General features: G+C 69.1%; 10 protein-coding genes. All 10 read right to left on the bottom strand.

The features are described from left to right. Positions 1–369 precede the first annotated feature (369 nt). The gene (locus tag IEY89_RS21760; protein ID WP_373287274.1) at positions 370–1,578 is read right to left on the bottom strand and encodes a phospholipase D-like domain-containing protein; all 1,209 of its coding nucleotides are present in this window, start codon (positions 1,576–1,578) and stop codon (positions 370–372) included. 159 nt (positions 1,579–1,737) lie between these two features. Further along, positions 1,738–2,139, bottom strand: coding sequence for an aldo/keto reductase (locus IEY89_RS41950; protein WP_189149124.1), 402 nt, complete (start codon positions 2,137–2,139; stop codon positions 1,738–1,740). Between the two features lie 45 nt (positions 2,140–2,184). Further along, positions 2,185–2,643, bottom strand: a complete 459-nt coding sequence (locus IEY89_RS21750) for a pyridoxamine 5'-phosphate oxidase family protein (RefSeq protein ID WP_189149123.1) — start codon at positions 2,641–2,643, stop codon at positions 2,185–2,187. 1,469 nt (positions 2,644–4,112) lie between these two features. Beyond that, positions 4,113–6,200, bottom strand: a complete 2,088-nt coding sequence (gene ligA, locus IEY89_RS21745) for an NAD-dependent DNA ligase LigA (RefSeq protein WP_229695350.1) — start codon at positions 6,198–6,200, stop codon at positions 4,113–4,115. A 615-nt stretch (positions 6,201–6,815) separates the two neighbouring features. Beyond that, positions 6,816–7,403, bottom strand: coding sequence for an RICIN domain-containing protein (locus tag IEY89_RS40795; RefSeq protein ID WP_229695349.1), 588 nt, complete (start codon positions 7,401–7,403; stop codon positions 6,816–6,818). Then, the gene (locus IEY89_RS40790) at positions 7,400–7,795 is read right to left on the bottom strand and encodes a hypothetical protein (protein WP_229695348.1); all 396 of its coding nucleotides are present in this window, start codon (positions 7,793–7,795) and stop codon (positions 7,400–7,402) included. Before IEY89_RS40790 ends, IEY89_RS40795 begins: the two co-directional genes overlap by 4 nt. 381 nt (positions 7,796–8,176) lie before the next feature. Then, complete coding sequence (locus tag IEY89_RS21735; RefSeq protein WP_189149121.1) at positions 8,177–9,937, bottom strand: amylo-alpha-1,6-glucosidase; 1,761 nt, start codon at positions 9,935–9,937, stop codon at positions 8,177–8,179. A 136-nt stretch (positions 9,938–10,073) separates the two neighbouring features. Continuing rightward, entirely contained in the window at positions 10,074–10,925 is an 852-nt protein-coding gene (locus tag IEY89_RS21730) for a carbohydrate ABC transporter permease (protein WP_189149198.1), read from the bottom strand. Between the two features lie 11 nt (positions 10,926–10,936). Beyond that, a complete protein-coding gene (locus IEY89_RS21725) occupies positions 10,937–11,920 on the bottom strand; it encodes a carbohydrate ABC transporter permease (protein ID WP_189149120.1) in 984 nt (327 codons plus the stop codon). Positions 11,921–11,939: 19 nt separating this feature from the next. Further along, positions 11,940–13,184: a sugar ABC transporter substrate-binding protein gene (locus IEY89_RS21720; RefSeq protein ID WP_189149119.1), complete on the bottom strand. Its 1,245-nt coding sequence runs from the start codon at positions 13,182–13,184 to the stop codon at positions 11,940–11,942. Positions 13,185–13,223 lie beyond the last annotated feature (39 nt).

Below are 13,223 nucleotides of genomic sequence, written 5' to 3'. Positions count from 1 at the left end.
AGGGGATGGATCGGGGTGGAGGACGCTGCACCGTACACAGGAGTCGCGAACGGCGGCAGGGGTAGTCGTCTGGCAGTCGGGGGCGGGACGGGCACGCGCGCTGGAACCCGTGCGACCTCCTGCCCTGTACCCGTCCCCGGCCTCGCCGCCGGCCGCGCGCCCGGCCGACGCGCGCGAGGCCGGGGAAGTCCCTTGGGTGACTCCCGGCCGCGGCGACGCCGATACGGACCTTGTACGCGGGGCGGCTTGAACGCGTGCGTCAGAAGTGCTGTGGGCGGAGTGAACCCCCGTCAGAACCGGGCTCCCGGGCGGGAACCGCCAGGCCGTAGGGGAGCCGTGCCGTAGGGGAGAAGGGCCCGGACTCTGAGCTCACAGGAAGCGCCGCAGCGGGGTTACTGCGGCTTCCTTGACGCGTTGCACCATCGTTCGCCGCCTCCATCGAGTGACGTCGATGTCCACACTGTTCTTGAGGTCCGCCTCGTAGTCCCGTTCGAGCGAAGCGGTGAACTCCTCGTCCAGCACGGCGAGCATCACCTCTTCGTCGTGATCCATGGACCGACGGTTGAAATTGGTGGATCCGATGAGAGTGGCAACCGAGTCCACGGTGATGGTCTTGGCGTGCATCATGGTCGGCTGGTACTCACGGATGCGCACACCGGCCTGCAGCAGGCGTGTGTAGTGGTGTTGACCGGCGAGCTGACAGGCGCGCTGGTCGGTGTGAGGCCCGGGCAACAGGATCTCGACACGCACGCCGCGACGAGCGGTTTCGCACAGCAGGTCGATGAAATAGGGGTCCGGAGCGAAGTAGGCGGTGGCCAGCCGGAAGCTTTCCTCGGCGGAGCTGAGCATGACCCGGATCAGAGTCTGCATGTCCTGCCAGCCGATACTCGCGGAGCCGCGAACGACCTGCACCACCGACGAGCCGGCCTGCGGCTGGTCCGTGAAGCGGTCACGGTCGTCGAAGAGTTCGTTGTGGCACTCGGCCCAGTTCTGCGCGAACGCGGCAGCGATGCCGTCGACCGCCGGACCGCGTACCTGGACATGGGTGTCCCGCCACTCGGAAGGGTTGCGCGCATTGCCGCACCATTCCTCCGCGATGCCGACGCCGCCGGTGAAGGCGGTGTGCTCGTCGATGACGAGGGCCTTGCGGTGGCAGCGGTGATTCTGCTTGAACGGTGACAGCCATGCGGGTTTGCGGAACCAGGCCACTTCGACACCCGCGGTGCTCATGAGGTCCAGCAAACGCCGCTCGATCCTCTGGGCGCCGAAGCCGTCGAGCAGCAGTCGCACACGTACCCCCTCGCGGGCACGGTCGGCCAGGGTGGCGGCGAAGTCGTGGGCGATCTGACCACGCCAGTAAACGAACGTCATCATGTCGATGGTGTGCCGAGCCGACCGGATCGCCCCGAGCATCGCGGGAAAGATCTCGTCACCGTTGCGCAGGGGCACCAGCTCGTTGCCTTCGGTGGCGGCCACGCCTATCAGTCGCTCCAGGCGACGGCGCAGGCGCCGCTTGCGCGCTTCCGCATCAAGCGCGGTGTCGCGAGCGGGGGGTGCAGGTATGCCGCCGAGTGTCACGCCGAATCTCCCACTGGACCATGATTGCGGAACGTCATGGGCTGCTGAACGAGCCCGAACAACCAGGTGCCCGGCCGACGCCGAGGTACTCCAGCCGTCTGTCCCGACCGGACAGCCGCAGGGGGGCGCCGGGCGCCGAACGTGGTCGTTGGCCATCAATCATACGGGCGGCCCCACCTGGGCGACAGAGTCATCGGCGTACACGGAGGAAATCGTTATTCCAGGCCGACTCCGAGACGCAGTCGCATGGGAAATCACGATCCGCCCGGATTTCCCTTCTCTCCGCATTTCTTCGAGAGTTGAGACGCTTTCCCCGGTCGGGCAGGGCACGTCGGCGCGGTGCAGATAAGAGAGGCCGATTCGTTCGACGCCCAGAGCGGAAACGTTCGTACTGACATTCCGTCGAAGAGGTGCCCGTCGTTGTCCACGTCCTACGCTTCTTGCGCAATGTGGAGGAAAGCGTGGGCGGGGGTGTGGGAGCGCAGGTTGATGTATCAGTGAGGGTATATGGGGGAGCCCGCTCCGGGAGGCAACGGCCACGGCGTCCGGCCCAACGGCCATGGGAGTCCCCGAACGTCATCTGGCCGGCAGGCAGGACGCGGGGTTCTACAGCTTGCGGAAGTCCCAGGAGACGGTCTTCGAAGGAGTCAGGCGGGTCCACGCATGCCGACCGTCGTGCGGCATCGCCTCCAGACCGAAGTTCTTGCGGGCGAACACCGGCTCCAACGCGTCGAGTTCGGCGCAGGGTTCTCCGCTGCGGGGGATCTCGCCCACGAACTCCACGGCGCCCGACAGTTCGACCCCGCGCAGTTCGCCGTACCCCTCGCCTGAGTCGACGACGACAGCGACGCGCGGGTCGTGGCGAAGGTCGGCCCATCGCTTGCTGCGCACGATGGAATACAGCCACAACGAGGTGCCGTCCCATGCGAACCAGAGGGCACTGACATGCGGAGCACCGTCCCTCGAGACGGTGGCCACTCGGCACATGCGCTGGGTGGCGAGGAACTCGTCCAGCTCCGCCGGCGTCATCATGATTCTCCGGCTCCTGCGTTGAGTTGCAGCCATGAGAGACCTCTCTTCTCTTGCGTCAAGGTGCCAGGGGGAGGGCAAGTCTGACGCAGTGTCAGACGCAACGCCATAGGCGGCGATGTGACGGGTGGGCTCGGTGATCTTCGGGGCGTCATGCTCCTCCACCCGGACATCCCGGGCTTTCGCATGACCACTCCGCGCATGCGGTGAGTTGCCCGGCGTACCCGAGCGGACGTGACCCCGTGGAAGTGCGCGCACGGCCGCAGGTGGCGGATCCCGGCCACCGCGCCCGGCGCTTGCCGTCGCCTTCCACGGCGTACCGGAGTGCCTCGGAGATGTCGTTGTCGTACCAGTCCCCCTGGGTGGGCTTGCTCTCGACCAGCCGGGTACCCGTCACCCGAACCCGTTCCGCCGCCGGATGACCCCCAGCCGACGTCTTCCGGAGAACCCCGACCGCCTGCGGCAGTTGGAGACCTGGCTGCGCTCGTACCGGCCCCAGGAGCTCTTCGGCCCGGGACGGCAGCCCTGCCGCAGACGTCCTCGCCTGCGTCCCCGACGGCACCAAACGGCTCGGTGCCACCCCGTACGCCAACGGCGGTCTGCTCCTGCGCGACCTGCCCGTCGCACCGCTGGACGAGTTCGCCGTGACCGTCGACAAGCCCGGCACCACCCTGCCCGAGCCGACCCGCATCCTCGGTGATCTCCTGGCCCGGGTGATGAAGGACACCGGCGGGCGCCGCTGCGGGGGGATCGCTGCCCCTCCCGCATTCGCTGACCCTCGTGTCCCCCTGTTCCCCCTGTTCCCCCTGTTCCCGCAGGTCCAGGTGCGGGTGGCCCCGTGGGTGTGGTGGCGCAGCCAGTCCTGGAGCCGGTCGATGACCTCCGTGCCCTTCGCCTCCTCGGGCCCTCGTGTCGGGCAGTCAGAGGGCGGGTCCGAAGCCCCCTTGGCGGCTGCGTCGCCGGGACCCCGGCGTGGAGGAGTTGTCCGCGTACCTCGTGCGTGAAGGGCAGCGGGCCGAGCGGGAACGCCGTGGCGCCGTCGGGGAGTTCCGTCCCGCTCAGGTCCATCAGGCCGGTGGAGGCGTCGGGTTCCTCCGGCCCGAGGTGCTTGTACAGAGCGCTCCGGCCACGGCGGGGACCTCGGCAATCCCGAGGGTGGCGGCGCCACGCTGATGTGGCGGGTGTCGGCGCGGAAGCCGTAGGGATGGTGTACACGGCATACGGCGCTCGCCGTCGAAGGACCGCTGCGGTACGGACGAAGCCCCGGCTGGACGGGGGAGACCAGCCGGGGCGGTAGGTGGTGGCGTGCGGAGGGCGGTCGCCTCGCGGCGAGAGGCTCCATGGGGCTTCAGCCGAACGATCTTCCCCATGGGCTATAGGTGAGGCCCGGGGACACTGTCCCCTCCGCAGCCACATACAGAAGAACGGGCAACCGCCACTGGATGTTCCGCCGTTGGCACCCAACGCCGTGTGAGCCGGCGCACCCTGCGACACCGGGAGTCCGGTCAGTCGACGTAGTCCGTGATGAGGGCGGCGAATTCGTCAGGGGTGGTCAGTCGGATGCCGAGGGTTTCGGCCTTGGCGCGTTTGGATCCGGCACCGTCGCCGGCGACGACCAGGCTGGTCTTCTTCGAGACGCTGGAGGAGGAGCGGCCCCCGGCCCGTTCGATGAGTTCGTTCATCTGGTTGCGGCTGAGCTTCTCCAGCACGCCGGTCATCGCTCCGGTCACCACGACCGACATCCCGGTCAGCGGCCCATCCGTCCGCTCAGGGGCCTCCGCGATGTCATCGGTGCCGTCGACAGCAGGGGCGGGTGGGGTGGCACCGGGCTCGATCATGTTCACCCCGGCCGCGGCGAGTTTGTCGATGAGCGGGGCGAGTTCGGCGAGTTCGGTGACGATGGAGGGGGCCTTCTCGGCGCCGATGCCCTCGACCTGCCGCATCGTGTCGGCGTCTGCGGTACGGATGTTGTCCATGGTGGCGAAGTACCGGGCGATCCGGCGGGACATGGAGCGGCCGGTGCCGCGCACCCCGAGCGCGCACAGCACCCGCGACAGCGGCTGCTCCTTCGCCGCGCCGATCGCGGCGAGGAGATTGTCCGTACTCGTCTCACCCATCCGCTCCAGGCCGAGCAACTGGTCCCGGGTGAGGGCGAACAGGTCGGCGAGATCCTTCACCAGCCCGGCGTCCACGAGCTGGACCACACGGGTGTGGCCAAGGCCTTCGATGTCGAGCTGGTCCCGGCCGGCGGCGTAGGAGAGCGCAGCCACCAGATGGCAGTTACGGCCGTTCTCGCACCGCCAGCGCTGCTCGCTGGTGTCGATGCCGGCCCCGCACCGCGGACACACCTCGGGGAAGACGATGGGCTGCTCGTCTCCGGTGCGCAGGTGGGCGACAGGGGCTTCGACGCGCGGGATGACGTCGCCGGCGCGGTGGACCATGACGTGGTCGCCCAGACGCAGGTCGCGGCGGGTGATGTCGCCGGGGTTGTGGAGCGTGGCGTAGGTGATGGTGGCGCCGTCGATCTCGACCGGCTCCAGCACGCCGCGCGGGGCGATGATCCCGGTGCGGCCCACGTTCCACTCCACCGCCAGCAGGCGGGTGATCTTCTCCACGGCGGGGAGCTTGTAGGCGATCGCCCAGCGCGGGGCCCTCGACCCCGATCCGGCGGTCTGCTGGTCGGCGGCGAGGTCGGCCTTGATGACGATCCCGTCGATCCCGAACGGCAACTCAGCCCGCAGCGCGGCGATCTCCTTGACGCGGGCCAGCACCTGCTCGACGGTGTCGGCGGTGATGCCCGGCACAGCGGTGGTCATGGTGGTGTTCACCCCGAGCTCGCCGGCCAGGGCCATGAGGTCACTGTGCGCGAGCTCACCCAGCCGACCGGCCAGCGCCTTCTCGGTACCCGGCATGGGGAGCAGCCCGTACCCGAAGAACGTCATCGGCACGGTGTAGGCGCGGTCCCTGGCTCGCAGGGTGCCGGCCGAGGCGCCGCGCGGGTTCGCGAACGGCGGGCCGCCGTGCGTGGTCCGTGCGGTGTTCGCGTACTCGAACTGGACGGTGGTCATGAGAACTTCGCCGCGCACCTCGACCGTCACCGGTTCCGCGAGCTCGGCGGGCAGACCCTCGATGGTGCCGATGGCGTGCGAGACGTCCTCCCCCGCCGTCCCGTCGCCGCGTGTGATCAGCCGGGTGAGGCGACCCTGGGTGTAACGGGCGGCGATCGCGAGCCCGTCGAGCTTCGGCTCGACACTGAAACGGGTGACGTCGTTGCCGATACGTCTGGCCAGCGACGTCGTCCAGGCGGTGAACTCATCGGGGGAGAAGACGTTGTCCAGGCTCAGCATCGCGACCGTGTGCGGGACATCTCCGTCCACGGCGCCGCCGGCAACCTTCCCGGTCGGCGAATCGGGCAGCACCTGCTCGGGATGGCCGGCCTCCCATGCCGCGATGCCGCGCACCAGCCGGTCGTAGGCGTCGTCGTCGAGCACGGAGGTGCCGCCCGTGTAGTAGGCGGCCGACGCCTTCGTCGCGTCCTCGACCGCTTGCGCGTAGGCGGTGGCATCCACGATCACTGCAGCTGGTGTTGTCATACCCGTCATCCTGCCTGCCACCACTGACAACCCACCCGGCCGACGGAACGCCTGGACCCGTGAGGGTCTGCCACCCGCTTCGGCGCACGGCGCCGTTCTTCCACGCCTGGAGCGGCAGGGTGCTCGTCGGCGGCCTGCTGGGTTCGGCGTCCGCTGCACCGGGGGTGACTCCAGAAGTGCAACTGGCCATCAGCACCGCGACCTTCGGGCTTCTGCTGCTGGCGACCGCCATCTGTGCCGCCGACACCGCTGGAGCGAACGCCGCTTCGGCTGCCGGGATCCCTACCGCCTTCACGGTCGCCATCCTGGTCGTGCGCATGGCGGGTGACCTCGTCATGAGGCGCGTCGCCGTCCGGACGTGTGATCCGCTTGGCCGCCAAGCAGCCGGACGTCATCGGCGTCCTCGCGGGCGCTACGGATCTCCGTACCGCCCTGATGCTCCTGTCCGCTGGTCCGGAGCGTGACGCCGGACCGCCGAAGAAGAGGTCAGGGGCAGCCGGGATCATTCGACTGCCCCTCACGGAGTTGCACAGCGTCGTGTGTCACCGGACCCGAGAACGCCGATGGCCTGTTGCCGTGGGTGCGGCCGGCAGACTCAGCGGGATCCGGTGCTGGTCACGCCTTGCCGGGCAGACGCCAGATCTGGTTCTTCTTGGTGGCCAGGGCACTTGCGGCGTCACAGGTCCACTGGTGGATCTTCGCGCCGGGCGTGGTGGAGATCTCGCTGACGTCGACGCACTTGCCGCTGTGCGCAGACACCAGCTGGTAGTCCTTGCCGTTGCCGAGTGCGGTCACCGGGTGAAGCGCGAACTGCTGGGTGGTCCCGCTGCCGCAGGTGTTCTGGACGACCGCGGCGCCGTCGGTGGTGGAGGCGCCTGCAACGTCCAGGCACTTGGCGCTGTGCTGGTTGACCACGGTGTAGGTGTTCGGCTTGCCGCTCACCGGCTTGAAGTCGAACATCTGCTGGTAGCCGCCCTCGCAGTGGTACTGCTGGTACTGCGTGCCGTTGGCGGTGGACAGGTTGGTGTCGTCCAGGCACTGGTTGCTGTGCTGGGCGACGGCGACCGTGGAGATCGCGGTGTTGGACGGCGGGAGCAGGGTCACGGTGTAGCCGTCCTTGGAGTCCGTCCACGGGACGTTGACGGAGGAGGCGTTGCCGCTGACGGTCAGGGTCTGGTCGGAGACGGTGACCGGGCCGCTCACGGCACCGCCCCCGTTGTTCGGTATGCGCTGGACGATCGCACGGACCCGGCCGTTCTCGACGACCGAGGTGGTGTCGAGCCGGCTGAGGCCGACGGTGACGTTGCCGGTGTTGCGTTGCTGCCGAGCAGGATCTTGGCGTTCCTGGCGGTGTTGTCCTTGGTGGCCAGGGCGTCGGTGCCGCTGCCCGGGATGACGTTGACGATGTTGCCGGTCTGGGAGCCGTAGTAGCGGTACAGGAACCACTCACCCAGGGGCAGGTACTGGTTGCCGGTCTTGGTGAGCAGATTGGCCTGGAAGTCGTTCAGGTTGCCGGCGGAGGCCCAGTTGGCGCGCAGGCCCTCCGCTGTACTGGGTGAGCGTGGCGGCCCAGCGGGTCTGGTAGGCGGCCACACTGGTGCCGTAGCCGCCGCTGTTGAGCTGGGCGCCGCCGGCCCGCATGAGCTTCCACTTGATGTCCTTGTAAGTGGTCCTGCGGCAGCGAACCGTCCACGGTCATCCCGTAGATCGTGCCCGAGGCCCCATGGCCGGGGGCACCTCCTGCGGTGGCGAAGTCGACGCTGACCGTGGTGTCCGCGGCCTGTGCCGCGGTGGTGGGGAGGGTGACGGCGGCCAGCGACACGCACAGTGCGGCGATCGTGGGGAAGACGCGGAGGCGACGGCTTCCGCCGGTGCCGGTTCTGGCGGTGTGTCCCGGCGGGGGAAGGATACGGGGCGTGTGCATGTGCGGGTCTCTTAGGGGAAGTGCGGCCCGGGCGTGACGCCCGGGTGGTCTGTCATCCGCCGACCGACGCGGTCTTCGCGGCGCGGCGGAGCTCGTGGGCCTCGGCGAGGAGGAGGTAGCTGCTGGCGGTCCAGGTGTAGGCGCGGTCACGGAGGCCCGCCCCGGTCAGGGCGTCGAAGTTCTCCGCGAAGCCACTGGTCTCGCACAGGGCGCGGAAGCGGGCGCTGATCTCGTCCGCGAGGCCCTGGTGGCCGGCACGGCGCAGACCGTCCTCGATGAGGACGGTGGCGGGGGCCCATATCGGCCCGCGCCAGTAACCGTCGGGCAGGTAGTGCGGTGAGGCAGGCAGCTCGGTGGCCAGGCCGTACGCGGTCAGGTGTGCCCCGATGCGGTCGGCCAGCACGGAGCTGACGCCCTCCGGCAGATGCTCACCCAGCACGATCGGCATCAGATCGAGCAGGCTGGAGCTGCTCCAGGTGCTGCCGTCCTGGGCCGAGCGGGCGACGAACCGTTCTCCGGTCCACAGCTCGTCGAGCATCGCCGTCTGGGTCGCGTCGGCGGTGCGTGTCCAGCGGCGGGCATCCTCGGGAAGGCCCAGTTCGGCGGCCAGACCGGCGAGTTCACGCAGCTGGAGGGTGAGGAAGGCGGCCAGATCGGCGGTGACGATCACCCGCTCGGGGTCGAAGGTGGTGGCGTTGTCCCAGCCGCTGTCGTTGCCGTGCTGGTAGTGGGCCAAAGCGGCCCCCGGCGCGCGCCGCGCGGTGAGCCAGAAGTCGGTCCAGCGTTCCAGCCGGCGGTAGGTCTCGGTGAGCTCCGCCCGGCCGACGGGGTCGGGGAGGCGTCGGCGCAGGTGGTTCAGGGTCCAGCCGTGGATGGGTGGTTTGACGAAGTTGTAGAGGATCTCGGAGTGGGTGATCGAGTCCGGCAGGGCCCCGCTGTCGTCCTGGTGGTCGAAGGGCAGCGAGAACTGGTCCCAGGCCCGCGCGGGGGACCCAGGGGCCAGCGCGAGGGCGTTGAAGCAGTGGTCCCAGCTCCAGACCTTGTCCATCCAGTGCTTGGACATCAGCACCGCGGGACGGGTGACGAAACCCGCCGGGTCGACCACCGCCGACCACAGGACGTACGCGGCGAGTTCGGCGGCCGGGGTCTCGGACGAGCGCCAGGGCGCCACCGCGTCGGCGAAGTCCCCGAAGGCGCGCTCCGCCGCCGCCACGACCTGGCTGAACGTCGACGACGCGGTGTACGGCCGGCGCGTGTTGTCGAGTTCCTCGACGGCGATCTCCCATGTTCCGTCGGGGCCGGCGCCGGCGGTGACCATGAGACCGCGCTCGGCACTGCCCAGGTCCTGGGTACCCGAGACCTCGGCGGCGCCGGTCAGCACGGTGATCCGGTAGCGGCGCCCGGTCTCGTACGAGGTGAAGACGTGGGCGCCGTCCACCGGGTCGCGGAAGAAGTAGGTGCCGGAGAAGGGGGTCAGGGCCTCGGCCGCCGCGGTGACGCGCAGGCCCAGGCCGTCGCCGCGCAGACGTACGGTGTCGGGCGCCGCGTAGGCGAGTTCGACCCGCCCGCCCGCCCCGGTCCAGCTGAGCAGGCCGGGTGTCGTCTCCACCTGGGTCTCGGCCCGGTCGCCCGTCGCCACGTCGAGGGGGACCAGACGCAGGACCGCGTGCATGCCGTTCTGGTGGGAGACCAGGTGAAGGTCCTCGGCGTAGGTCTTCTCCGCCACCACGGGTGAGATGTCGAACCACGATCCGTAGGTGCTGAACGGAATGTCATGGATGGCGAAGGCCGGGCCGGATCGGGCGGCGGTCATGAGGAGTTACTCGTTTCTTCGTGGGTGGGGCCGGGGTCTGCCGGAGCGGTGGAACCTCCCCCGGCGCGTCGCGCGCGGGCATGGCGTCGCGGTACCGGCGAGAGGGGGGAGACCGGTGGCGGCTGCGGAGAAGGGTTCAGTCCTTGACCGCACCGGCGGTCACGCCGGCGGCGACGTAGCGCTGGGCCAGGACGAGGATCACCGCGGCCGGCAGCGAGGCCACGACCGCGGTGGCCATGATGGCGTTCCACTGCTGGTTGTTGTTGCCGATGTAGTGGTAGATGCCCAGGGTGATCGGCTCGTGGGCGCCGCCGTTGACCAGGGTGCTGGCGAAGACGAAGTCGGACCAGGACCACAGGAACGCGAACAGGGACACCGTGACGATCGAGTTGCGGCTCATCGGCAGGACGATCGACCAGAAGGTGCGCAGCGGCCCGGCGCCGTCGGTCTTCGCGGCCTGGAGGAGCTCGCCGGGGATGCCCGACATGAACGCGGTGAAGATGAGCACGGCGAAGGGGACGGCGAGGGTGGAGTCGGCGACGATCAGGCCGGGGACGGACTGGAGCAGACCGAGGCTGAGGTAGATGGCGTAGAAGCCCATCGCCATGATGATGCCGGGGATCATCTGGGCGGCCAGGAGGACGAAGTTGAGGATTCCGCCGCCGCGGGGACGCAGTTTGGCCAGCGCGTAGCCGGCGGGCGCGGCCAGTGCCACGGTCAGGGCCACCGTGCCGAGGCCGATGACGAGGCTGGTGCCGAGGTAGGGCAGCTGCTGGTCGATGACGGCCCGGTAGCCCTCCAGGGTGGCGTGGGCGGGGAACAGGTCCGGCGGGGACTTGCGCATGTCCTGGTCGCGGGTGAAGGACACGTTGAGCATCCAGTAGACCGGGAAGAGCATGACCGCGGTCAGCAGGAGGCCCAGGGCCGTCTTTCCCCAGGTGCGCCCGCCGACGGTCGTCTTGCTCCACGTACGGCCGCGTCGGTTCATGGCGATTCCTGTCATGACATGGCCTGCTTTCGCTGGACCCGCACGTAGATCAGGCCGAAGACCAGGGCGGCGACGACGAGCAGGTTGCCGACGGCCGCTCCGGGGCCGAAGGCGGGCAGCAGGTTGCCGAAGCCGAGTTGGTAGGACCAGGTGGCGAAGGTGGTGGAGGAGTCGGCAGGGCCGCCCTTGGTCATGATCCAGATGATGTCGAAGACCTTGAGCGTGTAGACGAGGCCCAGGAGCAGGGTGATGGCGGACACCGGGCGCAGGAGCGGGAAGGTGATGCGCCAGAAGCGCTGCCACGCGTTCGCGCCGTCGAGGGCGGCGGCCTCGTACAGGCTGGTGGGGATGGACTGCAGACCGCTGTGGAGCACGACCAGGTTGAAGGGGACGCCGATCCAGATGTTCGCGATGATCACCGAGGTCAGCGCCCAGGACGGTGAGGTCAGCCAGTTCACCGGGTCGATGCCGACGGCGTGCAGGGTGGCGTTGACGATGCCGGAGTCGCTGTTGAGCATCCACGACCAGGTGGAGGCCGACACGATGAGCGGCAGCAGCCAGGGGACCAGGAACAGGGCGCGCAGGGTGGCGGAGAGCGGGAAGTGCTGGTGGAAGAAGACGGCGAGCGCCAGGCCGATCGCGTACTGGAGGACCAGGCACACGGTGGTGAACACCACGGTGTGCAGCAGGGCGGGGGCGAAGGTCGGGTCGTCGAAGACGGTCCGGTAGTTGGCCAGGCCCGTGAACGGCGCGTCGCCCTGGACGAAGGAGCGGACCGTGTAGTTGCGCAGGCTCAGGTCGATGTTGCGGTAGAGGGGATAGGCGTAGAAGAGAACGAGGTAGAGGGTGACCGGGGTGAGGAAGGCCCAGGCGGCCCACTGCTGGGAGGCCGGCCGGCGTCGGGTCGTGGTACGGGCCGGGGGCGGGGCGGCGGTCGCCGCCCCGTTCCGGCTCTGCACCGGCCGACGGTCCGGCGACTGTGTCGTGTGCTTCATCGGCTGGTCGGAGTCCTGGCTACTTGACGGCGGACTGTGCCGAGTCGAGGGCGTCCTTCGGCGACGCCGACCCGCTGAGGGCGGACTGGACCGCCTTCCACAACTGCTCCGAGATCTTCGGGTACTTGGTGCCCAGGTCGTCGCTGGTGCGCCCCTTGGCGGCCTTGACCGCGTCGACCCAGGGCTGGAGGTTCGGGTTGGCGGCCACCTGCTTGTCCTGGACCTCCGTGGTGGGGGCCACGTAGGACAGCGTCGTGTCGGTGTCGAGCAGGTTCTGGCTGTTCGTCAGGCAGGAGACGAGCTTCTGCGAAGTGGCGTAGCGGCCGGTGTCGCCCTGCACCGGGATCGTGACGAACTCACCGCCCGTCGGGGCCGCGGCGTCGCCTCCCGTGGCGGCCGGGACGGGGATGACCCCGTATTCGAAGCCGGCCTTGTCGGCGTTGGCGAGCTGCCAGGTGCCGTTCTCGCTGAACGCGTAGTCGCCGCTCGCGAACTCCTGCCAACTGGTCGTCTGGGTGTTGTTGATGACCGAGTTGGGGGCGTAGCCCTTGTCCAGCCAGGTCTTCCACAGAGACAGCGCGGAGACGGCCCTGTCGGAGTCGAGTGCGGTCAGCTGGGCGCCGGAGCCCCAGAACCAGGGCAGGAACTGGAAGCTGCCCTCCTCCGTGCCGATCGCGGAGAACGTGATGCCCTTCTTGCCCGCCGCCTTGACCTTCGCGAGCGCCGCGGTCAGCGACTTCCAGTCCTTGACCGAGGCGATGTCGACTCCGGCCTCCTTCAGCACGGCCTTGTTGTAGTACAGGGCAAGGGTGTTCGCGCCTATCGGCGTGCCATACGTCTTCCCGCCCGACTGGCCGGCCGCGAGGAGGTTGGGGCTTGCCTGCGAGGTGTCCAGCTTGTTGTCGTCGGTCGTGGTCAGCACGCCCGCCTCCGCCAGGGTCGACACGACCGGGTTGTCGACGATGAGCACGTCCGCGGAGTTGTCCTGCTGGGCCGCAAGCAGTGCCTTGTTCGTCAGGTCACTGGTGTCGAACGAGGTCCGCTTGATCTTCACGCCGGCCTCGGTGCCGCAGCCGGCCAGCAGCTTCGCCCAGGCCGAGCTCTTGTCGAACTGCGGGTACGGGTCCCAGATCGTGTACGTGCCGCCGTCCGCGGCCTTCGTGGAGGTGCCGCCCGAGCCGGAGGAGCAGGCGGTTGCACCGACGGTGACGGCGGCGACGGTCAGGGCTGCGGCGGTGAGACGGCTTCTGGCGGATCGGTTCATGGCGTGTTCCTCATGGGTTTTGGCACGGGTGTGCCCTGG

Source organism: Streptomyces lacrimifluminis, from assembly GCF_014646095.1.
Classification (GTDB): domain Bacteria; phylum Actinomycetota; class Actinomycetes; order Streptomycetales; family Streptomycetaceae; genus Streptomyces; species Streptomyces lacrimifluminis.
The sequence above is the reverse complement of the archived record's forward strand: the minus strand, read 5'-3'. Positions and strand labels throughout refer to the sequence as shown.

Coding starts and splice junctions, on each gene's coding strand:
- IEY89_RS41950 (WP_189149124.1), bottom strand. CDS start 2,139: ATGGCCGTTGGGCCGGACGCCGTGGCCGTTGCCTCCCGGAGCGGGCTC.
- IEY89_RS21750 (WP_189149123.1), bottom strand. CDS start 2,643: ATGGCTGCAACTCAACGCAGGAGCCGGAGAATCATGATGACGCCGGCG.
- ligA (WP_229695350.1), bottom strand. CDS start 6,200: ATGACAACACCAGCTGCAGTGATCGTGGATGCCACCGCCTACGCGCAA.
- IEY89_RS21735 (WP_189149121.1), bottom strand. CDS start 9,937: ATGACCGCCGCCCGATCCGGCCCGGCCTTCGCCATCCATGACATTCCG.
- IEY89_RS21730 (WP_189149198.1), bottom strand. CDS start 10,925: ATGAACCGACGCGGCCGTACGTGGAGCAAGACGACCGTCGGCGGGCGC.
- IEY89_RS21725 (WP_189149120.1), bottom strand. CDS start 11,920: ATGAAGCACACGACACAGTCGCCGGACCGTCGGCCGGTGCAGAGCCGG.
- IEY89_RS21720 (WP_189149119.1), bottom strand. CDS start 13,184: ATGAACCGATCCGCCAGAAGCCGTCTCACCGCCGCAGCCCTGACCGTC.